Raw genomic sequence first — 14,035 nt, forward strand, 5'->3', positions numbered from 1 at the left:
AGAAACCGATGACAAGCCCTTCCGAAACATCGAACGTACCAGGTCAGCAACCCAGCTCCCTCTGGTACACCCGCTGCCCGGTGCCATCGCCACTGGGCATTGCCGCGCAGCAAGGCTGGCTGCAAGAGGCCTTTGCGGCGCTGGGCATTGGGGTGGAGTCCATCTTTGACTCCCAGGACCGCAAGGTGCGTGAGAGCCATTTCGACCACAGCCTGCCCTGGTCCTTCCGCCAGGGCGGCAATATCCCGCCGATCTGGGCGCGGGCCAAGGGCCGCGATACGCGCCTGGTCGCCATCACCTGGACGGACGAGTTCCAGGCGCTGGTGACCCTGCCGGGCCGGGGCATCGACAAGCCCGAGGACCTGGCCGGCAAGCGCTTTGGCGTGCCCAGCCGGGTCAATGACCTGATCGACTTCCACCGCGCGACTGCCCTCAAGGGCCTGGTCTCGGGCCTGTCGCTGGTGGGCCTGCAGCACAGCGATGTGCAGCTGGTCGATCTGGTGATCGAGGAATCGGTGATCCAGCAGCATGGCACGCCCAGCCTGTTTGGCCTGCGCCGCCGCCATCCGTATTTCCGCGAGGCCGATGCCCTCGTGCGTGGCGAGGTCGATGCGATCTTTGTCAAAGGCGCCGAGGGCCTCTTGGTGGCCAACCTGATTGGCGCGCAGCTGGTCAGCGAGTTTGGCCGCCACCCCGATCCGCGCGTGCGCATCAACAATGGCACACCACGCACCCTGACGGTGGACGCCGCGCTGGCCGAGCAGCGCCCGGACCTGGTTCTGGAGTTGCTGCGTGTGGTGCAGCGCGCCGGCCGTTGGGCCGAGGCCCATCCCGACGAGACCTTGCGCTTTGTCGCCCGCGAAATCGCCACCAGCGAAGAGGCCATCCTGGCCTCCAACGGCGCAGACCTGCACCATCACCTGGGCATCAGCCTGGAGCCGGAGCTGGTCGATGCGATCGGCTACTTCAAGGACTTTTTGCTGGAATGGGGCTTTTTGCCGGCCGACTTCTCGGTCGCCGACTGGGTGGATGCCCGGCCGCTGAACCGCCTGCTGGCCGAGGGTGCGGCGCCGCAAACCGCCGCCGAGCCCGAGGCGCTGCGGGCATGAGTGCGAACCCGCATCCCCGCGTGCTGGTCTGCGGCGCCAGCGGGCGCCTGGGCCAGCTGCTGGTGCCGCGCCTGCTGGCCCGGCAGGCACGGCCAAGAGTATTCGTGCGCCAAGCCGCCACTGCGCAGGCGCTGTGGGGCGATACCGTCGAGATAGCGCAGGGCAGTTTTGAGGATGCTGCGGCCTTGGGCCAGGCCCTGGTTGGCATAGACCGGCTGTTCCTGCTCTCTCCGATCAGCCCGGCGCTGGCCGAGCAGCAACTACGTGTGATCGAAGCTGCGCGCGCCGCCGGTGTGCAGCACATCGTCAAACTCTCCGGCTCGGACTGGACCATTGACCCGCCTGACCATTCGCTGTCCGGCGATGCCCATAGGCGCATCGAGGAGGGCCTGCAGGCCAGCGGCATCTCCCACACGGTGCTGCGCCCCAATGCCTGGATGCAGGTGGGCCTGTCGCGCATCGCGGCTGATCTGCGCAGTGGCGATGTGCTCCGCTCCCAGCACCTGGGTGCAGGTGTCTCCTACCTTGATGCCCGCGACATCGCCGATGTGGCTGTTGAAGCGCTGCTGAACCCTGAAGCTGCCCAGCAACGCCTGGGCGCATCCGGCCCCTGGGTGCTGACCGGCAGCCAGGCACTGCGCCCGCAAAAACTGGCCGAGATCGCATCGCGCTTGCTGGGCCGGCCCATCACCGCCGCCGCGCCTGTGGCCGCCCCCGTCACCGACCCCTTTATCACGCAAGTGCATGGCGAGTTTTTTACGCTGATGGGCGCGGGCCATGCGGCTGCGGTGACGGCCACGGTGCGGCAGGTGCTGGGGCGCGAGCCACGGACGGTGGAGGGGTTTTTGGCGGAAGAGCTCGGGGCTTTGGCGGTGGCGGCTTGAGAGGTCAGGCAGCGGGCCAGCAGTGCCTGGTGATCCTGAAAGCCCGGCCATCGGTTGGAGGGATGCCCATTGTTGGGGCGCAGCTCCGTCAGCGGTCGTCTTCACCGGTGGTGCAGACATGCGTGGCTTTGGCGCGGCCTGGTCAGTTGACCATCGCCAAGCAGGCCTTCGAGCAAGCCCTGCAAGCCTCTGCGCATCGCACGCAATGGTCATGCGGGTGATGGGCGCACTCGTTCGCGCAAGCGAGGCAGACCTCGCTGCATAGCCTGCAGAAGTGTTTCGCCATTTCGCTGTTGCGCGCCATGGCACCCACAGCGAGCGAGCAGATGGCTGCGCAATCGGCATCCAGCGCAATGCAGCGTGCCATCATTTTGGGATCGTCCTCTTGGAGGCAGCCTGCAAAGCATTCGTTGCACGCAATCACGCAGGCGTTGCATGCGTCAATACAGGCCTGATAAGGGTTGGTGGTGGTCATCAGCGTCTCCTGTTGCAAAACCTTGTTTTACGCCTTGCGCGCGGCTGAGGCTGTAGGAATGACGCGTTCATTCCTCTGCATTCAGGGTGGCCTGCGGCTGTCCAGCAGTGGACCGTTGTAGGACGCGGGATCGACGGCCATGGGTCCTTAGCACCCCTGTACCCGATTCCAGGCGGTCATTCGGCCTACGTCAGTTTCCGGTCGCAACTGAGAGGCCTAGCACCTGGCTTGCCCGCAGACTGGTGGCAATCATTGCTCGAAGCTGGCAGGAGGTTCCGTACTTTCAACGGAATGAATCCAAAACGCTTTCAGCGGCGTATAGCGCACATGCCCATTTCTTCCAAACTCTCCACCCCTATGAGCCGCCGCCTAGGCCTTATCAGCATTGGTTCCGCCATCGCAGCCCTGGTCTCCGGCTGTTCGGGTGCCCAGGTTCTGGACCACCTGGTGGCCCATGACACCTACCACGGCCCCACGGGCGTGCGCTATGGGCCCGATCCGCGTCATCTGCTGGATGTGTACCAGCCACAGGCCAGCACGGTCCCTGGCCATGCACCGGTGGTGCTGTTTTTTTATGGTGGCAACTGGACCAGCGGCGAACGGGCCGAGTACCGGTTCGTCGGCGAGGCGCTGGCTGCGAACGGCATCATCGCGGTGGTGGCCGACTACCGGCTGAGCCCCCAGGTGCAGTACGACGGCTTTCTGGGCGATTGCGCGTTGGCGCTGCAGTGGACCTTGGCCCAGGCCGCCAGCCTGGGGGGCGACCCGGCGCGGGTGATGGTGATGGGCCATTCGGCTGGGGCCTACAACGCAGCGATGCTGGCCCTGGACCCGCGCTGGCTGGCGCCTTTGGGCCTGGCACCCAGTCGCCTTGCGGGCTGGATTGGGTTGGCCGGGCCCTACGACTTTTTGCCGATTGTGGACCCCCAGGTTCAGGTCGCTTTTAACTGGCCGCACACCCCGGCCGATTCCCAGCCGATCTTCTATGCCGAGGCCAAGGCCCCCCGCACCTTGCTGCTGGCCGCACGCAACGACAAGATCGTTGATACGCAGCGCAACACCGTCGGCCTGGCGAACCGGTTGCGGGCGGCCGGTACCAATGTGGATATGCGGATCTTTGACCGGCTCAGCCACGTGACGACGGTTGCCGCGCTGGCCCGGCCGCTGGACTGGCTGGCGCCGGTTCTGCCGACGGTGGTCGACTTTGTACGCGGGGATCCGAAACCGGCGCCATGACCTCTTAGGGGAGCGCCGCCGTGACCGGATGGGCCTCGGCGTCAAGCCTGCTTTGCAGCCGGTGCCCAGGTGGTTCCCTTGTGGCGGGAGTCGCATGGCGACAGGCTGGCGGCGCTAAGATCGTGGTTTTGGCCAGAACCGGCCCACCGCCACCACCGCGCAACGGTGCCAGCCAGCGCTGCTGCCAACCGCTTCCATGCATCACCTCTACACCCACCCGCACCAGGGCGCGTTTGGCAACGTCCTTGCCAAGTTGTTCAATTCGCGCCGCTTTGCCACGTGCCGGCGAGCGGCGATGTCTCGCTTGCCCTTCATGACCTTGGACAGCGATGTGGTGGATGTGGTCTACATGAACTGGCTGGTGGACGAAGCCCTGGCAGCACCCTTTGCCCCGCCGGGCGCGCGGCTCTGGTCTCACCAGGGCCGCACGCCGCTCACGGTACTGACCTATCGGCATGGCCATTTTGGTCCCCGTTGGATGGGGCCCTTGAGGCGCTTGATGCCTTCGCCGCTGCAGAGCAACTGGCGCCTGTACCTCGCAGAGCCGCTGTCTGATGCGCCGCCCATTCCCACGGTCGCCTTTGTCTACAACACGATGGACAGCCTCGCCTACGTGGCCGGGACGCGCCTGTTCAGTGATGCCTTGCCCTCCCATTGGCCAGCCCGTTTCGATTTCCGCGTGACTCCCGATGAGGCGATCGTCGGCATCGCGCCTGGCGACGGCAGCGCGCCAAGATTGGCGGCCAGAGCGGTCAGGGCGGCCGGAGCGGGGGACGCCGTTTTGCCGCCCCCCTGGTCCGGGATGTTCAACGGCTGGCCGGATGCGATCGTGCGCCTGGCCTCCCAGGATGCCGCTGTGGTGGAGGTGCCGAAGGCGGAGGGCGCCCCTGCCAGGTCGGCCTTGGCGACGATTGCATTGCCGGTGGATGTCGCCTCGGTGGAGCCCTTGCTGCTGGACACCCAAACCCTGGACTGTCCTTTGCTGCAGAGGCTGGATGCGGACCCGGAGGCCCTCTGTTTTCTGCTGCCCAGCGTGCGCTTCTCTGCCTTGTCCGAACGGCTGTTGCGTGCTCCTGCCTGAGGCGGGCCCGCTGCAACAGCGTTGTTAGCCCATCAAAAATGGGGGCTTGACGCAAACCAACCAACTAGTAGAATGGCTCATCTTTGAATGTGCTAGCTGCCCACCCGATGACTGTTGAACTCTCCCCCCGCGCCACTGAATTGGCAGAACACGCCCGGCAACTGCTGGCCGCCGGCGGCTACAACGGTTTCAGCTATGCGGATCTCTCTGAAAAGGTGGGCATCGGCAAGGCCAGCATCCACCACCATTTTCCCAGCAAGGCGGACTTGGTGTTGACAGTGGTTCAGCGCCACCGGCAGCAATCCGCTGCGGGCTTGGCAGCGATGCAGCAGCATATCGGCGACGATCCACAGGCCCAATTGAGCGCTTATGTGGATTACTGGGCGCGCTGCATACGCGATGGTTCATCGACGATGTGCATCTGCGCGATGCTGGCCGCTGAGGCGCCGATGATTCCGCCGGAAATAACAGCGGAAGTGCGTGGCTATTTCCAGGATCTGAGCGAGTGGCTGGCAGCGGTGATCTCGCAAGGCCAGGCCAAAGCGCAGTTCAAGCCGGAAGCGGCTGCGCCGGTAGAAGCGCTCACATTGATGTCCACCGTGCATGGCGCGATGCTGACGGCGCGCGCCTTGGGTGACCCCGAAGCTTTCCAGACGATTGTGCGCGCTGCGATACATCGGCTGGCTGTGTGAAGGATGGCCCGCTCAGCCAGGAGCCGGGCCTCTATTTTTTGCCCTGCAAACCAATCAACTAGTCGGTTGTTTTAAGAAAGTCCACCCCATGCCACATCCCATCTCGACCCTTGGCGCGGTACATACCGCCATCAGTGTGCTGCCGCTCGCTGCCGGCTTGTACAGCTTTGTCCGCTACCGCGCGATTGAGCCGGCCAGGCGCTCGGGTCAGCTGTACCTGGTCAGCATGCTGCTGTCCGTGCTCACGGCGTTCGGCCTGTCCAGCACCGGAGGCTTCAATGCCGGCCATGCCCTGGGCATTCTGGCGCTGCTGGTGATCGGCGGGTCATTGCTCATCCGGCAGCTGCCGCTGTTCCCGCGCCTGGTTCCCTATCTGTCGCAGTTCGGCTTTTCGTTCAGCTTCTTTCTGCTGTTGGTACCGGCCATTGGCGAGACCTTGACGCGTCTGCCAGTTGCCCATCCGTTGGCCACCGGCCCTGAGTCGCCTTTGGTGCGCGGCACCTTGCTCGCCTGGTTGGCGATTTTTGTGGTCGGCTCCGCATTGCAAATGTGGTGGCTGCGCTCGCAGCGCAAGCGCTGAATAGGCAAAACCGGTTGTCTTCCGGCGGACAAGAGGTGGTGCAGAGGGTCCGCAACAGTGCTTTTGGAATAACCGCGCTTCTTGGGTACCAGCCGGTAAACACCGCCTTTGGCTGACAGACAACGCCCCCGCCTGGTGCTGCAATAGTTGCCGACTCATCCAATTCAGCGGCCCTAAGAACGTTCAGCGACTGCTCCAATGGGTAGAAGTCTTCCGTTCAACCTGGGGCCCGAGGGCCTGAAAGTGGAAGCAATGACGCAATCGCATGGCAAACCCCTCGCTAGAAACATAACGGTAGCGATCCTGGTCCTGGTGACCTTGTTTTTGGTGGGGGGCGGGGGATGGCTGATCGCGCTCGGTGGCTCGGCCTACTACTTGGTGGCAGGCGTGGTGCTGGCCGTCATCACCTGGTTGTATGCGCGTGACCGCGTCGCAAGCCTGTGGCTGTATGCCGTGCTGCTGTTCGCGACGATCGCATGGGGCATCTGGGAGTCGGGGACCGATTTCTGGGCGCTGACGCCGCGGCTGGATATCTGGTTTGTGCTGGGCCTGTGGCTGGTGCTGCCCTGGGCGAGCCGGCGGCTGCTGCCCAGCGCGGGTGCGAAATCGCTGCTGTCTGTGGGACTGGTGGTGGTGCTTGCGGTGCTGGGCCTGAGCTGGTTCAACGATCCGCAAGAAGTCAATGGCAGCCTGGCGCGCGCGCCGTCGGCCCAGAAAACGCCGGTGGCGGGCGTGGCCGATGCCGACTGGCCGGCCTATGGACGCACCCAGGCAGGGGTGCGCTACTCGCCGCTGGCGCAGATCAACGACAGCAACGTGAACAAGCTCCAGCTGGCCTGGAAGTACCAGACGGGTGACTTCAAGGGCGAAGACGACTCGGGCGAAACCACGGCAGAGCTGACGCCGATCAAGGTGGGCAACCGCATGTTCATCTGCACGACGCACCAGTTCCTCGATGCCCTGGACCCGGCAACCGGCAAGCGCCTGTGGCGTTTCGATCCGCAGCTGAAGGCCGACCGCACCTTCCAGCATCTGACTTGCCGAGGCGTGTCCTACTACGACAGCGCCAACGTCGAGGCCAACAGCGCCAGCGTGCAGAAGAACCTGACCCAGGCCTCTGCCGAGTGCCCCCGCAAGGTGATCCTGCCGGTGAACGATGGGCGCCTGTTCGCGGTGAACCCGGACACCGGCAAGCCTTGCAGCGACTTTGGCAACCAGGGCCAGGTGGATCTGCAGGCCAATATGCCCTTTCCTTACCGGGGCGGCTACAACCCCACATCGCCCCCGGTGGTGACGGGCTCGACGATCGTGATTGGCGGCTCGATCACCGACAACCTGTCCAACGCGGAACCTTCTGGCGTGATTCGCGGTTATGACGTCAATACCGGCGCGCTGCGCTGGGTGTTCGATACCGGTGCTGAGGACCCGAACCAGATGCCCGGCGAGAAAGGCGAGTTCGTGCACAACTCCCCCAATGCCTGGGCGCCGCTGGCCTATGACGCCCAGACTGACATCGTCTACGTGCCGACTGGCGTCGGGACGCCCGATATTTGGGGCGGCGACCGGACCCCATTGAAGGAGCGCTATGCCAATTCGATGCTGGCCCTGGATGCCAGCACCGGCAAGCTGGTCTGGCACTTCCAGACCACCCACCATGATCTCTGGGACATGGATGTGCCAGCGCAGCCCTCGCTGGTCGACCTCAAGCGCCCGGACGGTACGACGGTGCCTGCCATTTATGTGTTGACCAAGACCGGGCAGCTGTTTGTGCTCAATCGGACGAATGGCGAAGCGATCCTGCCGGTGACTGAAAAACCGGTGCCGCAAAGCGTCAAGCGCGGCCCGCAAGCCAATGGAGAGCACTATGCGCCGACGCAGCCGTTCTCGCCGTTGAACATGGGGCCGCATGAGAATCTGACGGATCGGAACATGTGGGGCGCCACGATGTTCGACCAGCTGATGTGCCGCGTGATCTTCCACCGCCTCAATTACGAAGGTATCTATACGCCGCCGTCGGAAAATGGCACCTTGGTGTTTCCGGGCAACCTTGGCGTATTCGAGTGGGGAGGCATGGCGGTGGACAGCGACCGCCAGATCGCGTTCATGAACCCGCTGGGTCTGCCCTTTGTATCGCGCCTGATCCCGGCGGACCCGAACCGTCCGCGCACCGAAAAGGGCGCTGGCACCGAGCAGGGCGTACAGCCCATGTATGGCACGCCGTATGGGGTGGAGCTCAATGCCTTCTTGTCGCCGCTGGGCCTGCCCTGCAAGGAGCCGGCATGGATGACGGTCGCGGGTGTGGATCTGGCGACGCATGAAGTCGTGTGGCGCAAGCGCGTGGGCACCATCCGCGACAGCCTGCCCAAGCTGATGGAGCTGCCGCCGATCAAGGCCGGTGTGCCGGGTTTGGGTGGCCTGATCTCCACCGGCGGCAATCTGATGTTCATCGGTGCGACCCAGGACAACTACCTGCGCGCGTTCAACGCCAGCAATGGCGAACTGCTCTGGCAGGCACGCCTGCCCGCCGGGGGCCAGGCGACGCCGATGACCTACGACATCGGCGGCAAGCAGTATGTGGTCATCATGGCCGGCGGGCATGGCTCGTTCGGCACCAAGCTGGGTGACTCGCTGATGGCCTATGCGTTGCCGGATTGAGTGGAAGACGAAGGGATAGCGGGCGCTGCTGCACCAGCGGCACCGCTTTCGCAGAGGCAACCTGGGTCTTTGCAAGAATTGTTACGATTCGCCTACCCGGCCATCCTTGGCCGGGTTTTTGCCGTCTCGCTTGGCCGTTTATGAATTCCTCGTCTCCCTCCTATGTCATTGGTATCGATCTGGGCACCAGCCACACGGTAGTGGCCTATGCACCACTGACGGGGGCGGGGGACGAGATTGCGCTGCTGACCATTCCCCAGCGCAGCAGTGCGGGCGAGGTACAGGCGCAGACCCTGCTGCCCTCGGTGCGCTACCAGGCGGCTGCGGGGGAGCTGGGCGATGCCTGGCAACAGCCCTGGCCGCCGCAAGGCGCGAGCGATGAAGCACCGGCGGTAGTGGGACGCTGGGCCCGTGACCTGGGCACTGCTGTGCCCAGCCGCCTGGTGGCCAGCGCCAAAAGCTGGCTGTCGCACCCGGGGGTGGACCGCAGCGCGGCCATCCTGCCCTGGGGCGCCGGTGACGAGGTCGCCAAGATATCGCCGCTGTCGGCATCGGCCTCCTACCTGGCGCATGTGAAGGCTGCCTGGGAGCAGGCCCATCCGCAGGCGTCACTGAGCGCGCAGATCGTTGTGCTGACGGTGCCCGCCTCGTTTGATGAGGGCGCGCGCGCGCTGACTGTGGAGGCCGCTCAACGGGCCGGCCTGCCGCAGGTGCATTTGCTCGAAGAGCCCAAGGCCGCTTTCCACGACTGGCTGGTGCTGCAGGGCGAGCAGCTGGCTGCGCGGCTCGCAGACAGCCGGTTGGTGCTGGTGGTGGATGTGGGCGGAGGCACCACCGACCTGACCCTGATCCAGGTCGAGCCCGCCGCCGATGGCGGCCTGCCGAGCCTGACACGCACTGCCGTGGGCGAGCACCTGATGCTGGGCGGCGACAACATGGATCTGGCGCTGGCCCACCAGCTGGAGCCCCAGTTTGCGCCCGAGGGCCAGCGCCTGCCGGCGGCCCGTTTTGCGCAGCTGGTGCAGCGCTGCCGCATGGCCAAGGAGCAGTTGCTGGCGGCTGATGCGCCCGAGCAGGTCGCCGTGACCCTGCTGGGCGGCGGCAGCCGCCTGCTGGCCCAAAGCAAGACCGCCAGCCTGAGCCGCGTCCAGGTGCAGCAATGGGTGGTTGAAGGCTTCTTGCCGCTGGCCGAGCGCAGCGCGGTGCCCAGCAAACGCCAGGGCGCCTTGCGCGGCTTTGGCTTGCCCTACCCGGCCGATGCGGCCATCACCCGGCATCTGGCGCAGTTTCTGGCGCAGCATGCGGGCAACGGGGGGGCGCAGGCGCTGCCCGATACCGTCTTGCTCAATGGCGGCGTGTTCCATGCGCATGCGGTGGTGGAGCGGCTGACGCAGCAGCTCAGCGCCTGGCGCGGCACGCCGGTGCGCGTGCTGCACAACCCGCACCCCGACTGGGCCGTGGCCCGGGGCGCGGCCGCCTATGGCCTGACCCGTTTTGCGCCCGAGGCTGAGCCCGCCGCAGCGCTACCCGCAACCACCGATGCAGCAGCACCCCCTGTGGCCAGCCTGCGCAGCCGCTTGCCGCAGATTGGGGGCGGATCGGCGCGCAGCTACTGGCTGCTGCTGCCTGGCGCCAAGGGCGCAGCACCCCAGGGCCTGTGCCTGCTGCCGCGCGGCACGCAGGAAGGGGTGCGCATGGTTTTATCCGGCCGGCGCTTTGCGCTCAAGCTGGGCCAGGCGGTGCGCTTTGACCTGCTGGCCAACAGCTTGCCCAGCCAGCCGGCCCAGGCCGGGCAGCTGGCGCCGTTGCAGGGGGATGGTTGGGTGGAACTGCCACCACTGGCCACCGTGTTGCCCGCGCCCGAGGGCCAGCACCAGGCCCAGATCGAGGTGCAGCTGCAGGCCAGCATGACCGAAGTCGGCACCCTGGAGGTGCGCTGCGTGGCGGTCGATGACCCGAGCCAATCCTGGCTGCTGCCGCTCAGCCTGCGCGGCACGGTGCAGGCAGCGGATGACAGCGCGGCCACCGCTGACAGCGCCGGCGAGGCGCATGCCAGCGCACGCCGGGAGCAGGCGATTGCGCAGATCGACCGTATTTTTGGCAACCAGGCGCAGGCGGTGGACGCCAAGGAGGTACGCCAGCTGCGCCAGGTGCTGGAGCGGCTGCTGGGCCCGCGCAACAGCTGGGATCTGGCACTGCTGCGCGCGATGTTTGATGCGCTGCTGGCGCGTGCCAAGCGCCGCCGCCGCACGCCCGAGCATGAGCGCGCCTGGCTGAACCTGGCCGGCTGGTGCCTGCGCCCGGGCCTGGGTGCGCAGTTGGATGCCTGGCGGGTGGAGCAGGTCTGGGCGCTGTACCCCCAAGGCCTGGGCCATGGCAAGGAGCCGGGCAACTGGACCGAGTGGTGGGTGTTCTGGCGCCGTGTGGCGGCTGGCTTGAATGAAGCGCAGCAGATGGAGCTGCTCGAAGATGTGGCCGGCCACATGCAAAAGGCGGTGCAGCAGACTGCCCGCAAGCGCGCCGATGGCAGTGGCGGCAAAAGCAGCCATGGCAGCTATGACGACATGCTGCGCCTGTTTGCCGCGATGGAGGCCGTGCCTTGGCAGTACCGCCAGGAGATGGGCCAGTGGATGCTGCAGCGCCTGAAGCGCGACGGCGAAACCGTGCAGACCTGGTGGGCCATTGGCCGCCTGGCCGCCCGCCAGCCGATGGCCGCCAATGCCCACCTCGTCATGCCCCCCAACGCCGCCCAGGAGTTTGTGCAGGCCACGCTGGCCCAGGACTGGCGCCGCAACGAGACCGCCATGTTTGCCGCGCTGCAGATGGCGCGCATGACCGGCGACCGCGCCCGCGACCTGCCCGATGCGCTGCGCAGCGCGGTGCTGGACAAGATGCGCAGCAGCGGCGCGCCCGAGCGCTGGATCGCGATGGTGAGCCAGGTGGTGGAGATGGATGCCGAAGACCAGCAGCGCAGCCTGGGCGACAGTCTGCCGCCGGGTCTGGCGTTGCTATAAGCGCCTTTTCAAGCGTTCCTCACGCCGCGGCCGTGGCTTGGAACAGGCCTTTCGCCCCGTGTTTGGGCGCTGGCCTCTGCTGCAATCGCGACGGGTGGCTGCGCCCGTCGCGGCATTGTGGCCACCGGCCAGTGCAACAATGGCGGCTGCGCCGCGCGGAACTGCGGGCGCGGTGCCACTTTCAGGAGATATTGCAATGATGTTTGACACGACCCCCTCTTCAGCTTGCTTGCCGCGCCGTGCTGTGCTGGCTGCGGCACTGGCCGCCGTGCTGGCGGGCGGCGTGCTACCCCAGGCCTGGGCACAAGGGAGTACTGCCAGCAGTACGGCCAACTGGCCGAACAAGCCCATCACCTTTGTCGTGCCCCAGGCCCCCGGTGGTGCCAATGATGTGATTGCCCGCGCCGTCGCACAGGGCCTGGGCCAGTCGCTCGGGCAGCCGGTGATTGTGGAGAACCGGGCAGGGGCCAATGGCAATGTGGGCACCAGCCAGGTGGCGCGCAGCGCGGCCGATGGCTACACCTTTCTGGTGACGGCGCAGAGCGCCTACACGATCAACCCGGCGCTCTACAGCTCGGTGCCTTTTGACCCGATCAAGGACTTCACGCCGGTGATGCAGCTGGCCGTGGCGCCTTACCTGCTGGTGGTGAACCCGAACTTCCCGGCCAAGAACCTGGACGAGCTGGTGGCCTATGCCAAGCAGCACCCTGGCAAGGTCGAGTACGCATCGGCCGGCAATGGCACCTTGAACCATCTGCTGGGCGAGATGCTGAAAAAGCAAAAGGGCGTGGACTTGCTGCATGTGCCTTACAAGGGCGCCTCGGCTGCCGCGACCGATGTGGTGGCCGGCCAGCTGCCGATGACCTTTGGCAGCTTTCCCGGTGTGATGCCCTTTGTCAGCAGCGGCAAGCTGCGCGTTTTGGGCGTGGCCTCGGACAAGCCGACCCAGCTGGCGCCTGAGATCCCGCCGCTGGGCAAGGGCCTGGCCGTCACCAGCTGGTACGGCCTGTTTGCACCAGCCGGCACGCCCGATACCGTCGTCGTGCGCCTGCATGCCGCGATCACCAAGGTGCTGGCCACGCCGGTGATGGCCGAGCGCCTGAAGACCCTGGGCGCGGAGTCTGTGGTGTCGACCCCGCAAAGCTTCAAGGCCAGCCTGCCGGCCGAGCTGGCCTACTGGAAGCAGGTGGTGCAGGACTCGGGAGCGCACATTGACTGAGCCCCAAGATGCCGCACTGCTGGACGCCTGCAGGCAATTGCCCGTCGTCGGCCTGCTGCCTGCGGGCCCGCGCAATGCCATCACCGATGTGGCTGGCCTGCGCCTGGGGCATTGCACCTTGGCCGATGGCGATCTGCAGACCGGGGTCACGGTGCTGATCCCGCCGCAAGACAACCCCTTTATGCACAAGCTGCCCGCCGGCCTGGCGGTGATCAACGGCTTTGGCAAGAGTGCCGGCCTGGTGCAACTGGCCGAGCTGGGCCAGATCGAAACCCCGATTGCGCTGACCAATACCTTTGGCGTCTCGGCCGTGGTGCAGGCGCAGATTGCGCAGTGCATTGCGGCCAACCCCGAATGCGGCCGCAGCCTGCCCACCGTGAATGCGCTGGTGCTGGAATGCAATGATGGCTACCTGAGCGATATCCAGCGCATGGCCATGGGCCCGGCGCACTACCAGGCGGCGCTGGACAGCGCTTCGCCCGACGTGGTGCAGGGCGCGGTGGGTGCGGGCCGGGGCATGTCGGCCTTCCAGCTCAAGGGCGGCATCGGCAGCGCATCGCGCCAGGTCGTTGTGGGCGAGCAGCGCTATACCGTGGGTGCGCTGGTGCTGGCCAATATGGGCAAGCTGGCCGATCTGCGCTGGGGCGGCCAGGCGCCGGGCGCAGCGCTGGAGCGGCGGCTGCAGGCCAAGCTGGCCGCGGGCGCAGTGGCAGGTGCCACAGTAGGCGATGGTGTGGACAAGGGCAGCATCATCATGCTGCTGGCCACCGATGCGCCACTGGACAGCCGCCAGCTCAGCCGCCTGGCGCGGCGTGCCGCCGCCGGCCTGGCCAACACCGGCTCCTGTTACGGCCATGGCAGCGGCGATATCGCGCTGGCGTTCTCGACGGCCTACACCCTGCCGGCCGATGCGGCCACGCCGATGCCGGCGCTGGCGATGCTGCATGAGGCGCAGCTGGACCCGCTGTTCCGCGCGGCGGCCGACGCGGTGGAGCAATCGATTTTGAATGCGCTGTGGCATGCCCAGAGCGTGCAAGGGCGCGGCGGCCACCAGCGCTGGGGGCTGCAAGAACTCTGCAAGGACTGAAGC

Annotated in this window: 11 protein-coding genes; 10 read left to right on the top strand and 1 reads right to left on the bottom strand. The window is 66.2% G+C overall.

Features of this window, described 5'->3' with window-relative positions; translation table 11 throughout:
• Positions 1-8: 8 nt before the first annotated feature.
• Positions 9-1,109 carry an ABC transporter substrate-binding protein gene (locus AB7A72_RS09535; protein WP_369459754.1) on the top strand — a complete coding sequence of 367 codons (1,101 nt, stop codon included), beginning with the start codon at positions 9-11 and terminating at the stop codon, positions 1,107-1,109.
• Complete coding sequence (locus AB7A72_RS09540; RefSeq protein WP_369459755.1) at positions 1,106-1,993, top strand: NAD(P)H-binding protein; 888 nt, start codon at positions 1,106-1,108, stop codon at positions 1,991-1,993. Before AB7A72_RS09535 ends, AB7A72_RS09540 begins: the two co-directional genes overlap by 4 nt.
• 142 nt (positions 1,994-2,135) lie before the next feature.
• On the opposite strand, the gene AB7A72_RS09545 is transcribed toward AB7A72_RS09540, so the two are convergent.
• A complete protein-coding gene (locus AB7A72_RS09545) occupies positions 2,136-2,468 on the bottom strand; it encodes a four-helix bundle copper-binding protein (RefSeq protein WP_239809433.1) in 333 nt (110 codons plus the stop codon).
• A 357-nt stretch (positions 2,469-2,825) separates the two neighbouring features.
• Between AB7A72_RS09545 and AB7A72_RS09550 the strand changes: the two genes are divergently transcribed.
• The 8 genes from AB7A72_RS09550 (at position 2,826) to AB7A72_RS09585 (ending at position 14,032) form a co-directional block, all read left to right on the top strand.
• Complete coding sequence (locus AB7A72_RS09550) at positions 2,826-3,704, top strand: alpha/beta hydrolase (protein ID WP_369459756.1); 879 nt, start codon at positions 2,826-2,828, stop codon at positions 3,702-3,704.
• Between the two features lie 295 nt (positions 3,705-3,999).
• The gene (locus AB7A72_RS09555; RefSeq protein ID WP_369459757.1) at positions 4,000-4,785 is read left to right on the top strand and encodes a YqjF family protein; all 786 of its coding nucleotides are present in this window, start codon (positions 4,000-4,002) and stop codon (positions 4,783-4,785) included.
• 107 nt (positions 4,786-4,892) lie between these two features.
• Positions 4,893-5,477: a TetR/AcrR family transcriptional regulator gene (locus AB7A72_RS09560; protein ID WP_369459758.1), complete on the top strand. Its 585-nt coding sequence runs from the start codon at positions 4,893-4,895 to the stop codon at positions 5,475-5,477.
• Between the two features lie 88 nt (positions 5,478-5,565).
• On the top strand, positions 5,566-6,057 hold the full coding sequence (locus AB7A72_RS09565) for a hypothetical protein (RefSeq protein WP_369459759.1): 492 nt from the start codon (positions 5,566-5,568) through the stop codon (positions 6,055-6,057).
• Between the two features lie 252 nt (positions 6,058-6,309).
• The gene (locus tag AB7A72_RS09570) at positions 6,310-8,712 is read left to right on the top strand and encodes a glucose/quinate/shikimate family membrane-bound PQQ-dependent dehydrogenase (RefSeq protein WP_369459760.1); all 2,403 of its coding nucleotides are present in this window, start codon (positions 6,310-6,312) and stop codon (positions 8,710-8,712) included.
• Positions 8,713-8,852: 140 nt separating this feature from the next.
• Positions 8,853-11,726 (top strand): Hsp70 family protein, encoded by a 2,874-nt coding sequence (locus AB7A72_RS09575; protein WP_369459761.1) that lies wholly within the window; start codon positions 8,853-8,855, stop codon positions 11,724-11,726.
• A 196-nt stretch (positions 11,727-11,922) separates the two neighbouring features.
• The gene (locus AB7A72_RS09580; RefSeq protein WP_369459762.1) at positions 11,923-12,945 is read left to right on the top strand and encodes a tripartite tricarboxylate transporter substrate binding protein; all 1,023 of its coding nucleotides are present in this window, start codon (positions 11,923-11,925) and stop codon (positions 12,943-12,945) included.
• Entirely contained in the window at positions 12,938-14,032 is a 1,095-nt protein-coding gene (locus AB7A72_RS09585; protein WP_369459763.1) for a P1 family peptidase, read from the top strand. The genes AB7A72_RS09580 and AB7A72_RS09585 overlap by 8 nt, the downstream gene beginning before the upstream one ends.
• Positions 14,033-14,035 lie beyond the last annotated feature (3 nt).

The sequence above is a fragment of the Comamonas sediminis genome (assembly GCF_041107495.1).
Taxonomy (GTDB): Bacteria; Pseudomonadota; Gammaproteobacteria; order Burkholderiales; family Burkholderiaceae_C; genus Comamonas; species Comamonas sediminis.

Excerpts from the sequence above, each read along its gene's own strand:
- AB7A72_RS09535 (WP_369459754.1), top strand. The coding sequence starts at position 9 with ATGACAAGCCCTTCCGAAACATCGAACGTACCAGGTCAGCAACCCAGC.
- AB7A72_RS09540 (WP_369459755.1), top strand. The coding sequence starts at position 1,106 with ATGAGTGCGAACCCGCATCCCCGCGTGCTGGTCTGCGGCGCCAGCGGG.
- AB7A72_RS09545 (WP_239809433.1), bottom strand. The coding sequence starts at position 2,468 with ATGACCACCACCAACCCTTATCAGGCCTGTATTGACGCATGCAACGCC.
- AB7A72_RS09550 (WP_369459756.1), top strand. The coding sequence starts at position 2,826 with ATGAGCCGCCGCCTAGGCCTTATCAGCATTGGTTCCGCCATCGCAGCC.
- AB7A72_RS09555 (WP_369459757.1), top strand. The coding sequence starts at position 4,000 with ATGTCTCGCTTGCCCTTCATGACCTTGGACAGCGATGTGGTGGATGTG.
- AB7A72_RS09560 (WP_369459758.1), top strand. The coding sequence starts at position 4,893 with ATGACTGTTGAACTCTCCCCCCGCGCCACTGAATTGGCAGAACACGCC.
- AB7A72_RS09565 (WP_369459759.1), top strand. The coding sequence starts at position 5,566 with ATGCCACATCCCATCTCGACCCTTGGCGCGGTACATACCGCCATCAGT.
- AB7A72_RS09570 (WP_369459760.1), top strand. The coding sequence starts at position 6,310 with ATGACGCAATCGCATGGCAAACCCCTCGCTAGAAACATAACGGTAGCG.
- AB7A72_RS09575 (WP_369459761.1), top strand. The coding sequence starts at position 8,853 with ATGAATTCCTCGTCTCCCTCCTATGTCATTGGTATCGATCTGGGCACC.
- AB7A72_RS09580 (WP_369459762.1), top strand. The coding sequence starts at position 11,923 with ATGATGTTTGACACGACCCCCTCTTCAGCTTGCTTGCCGCGCCGTGCT.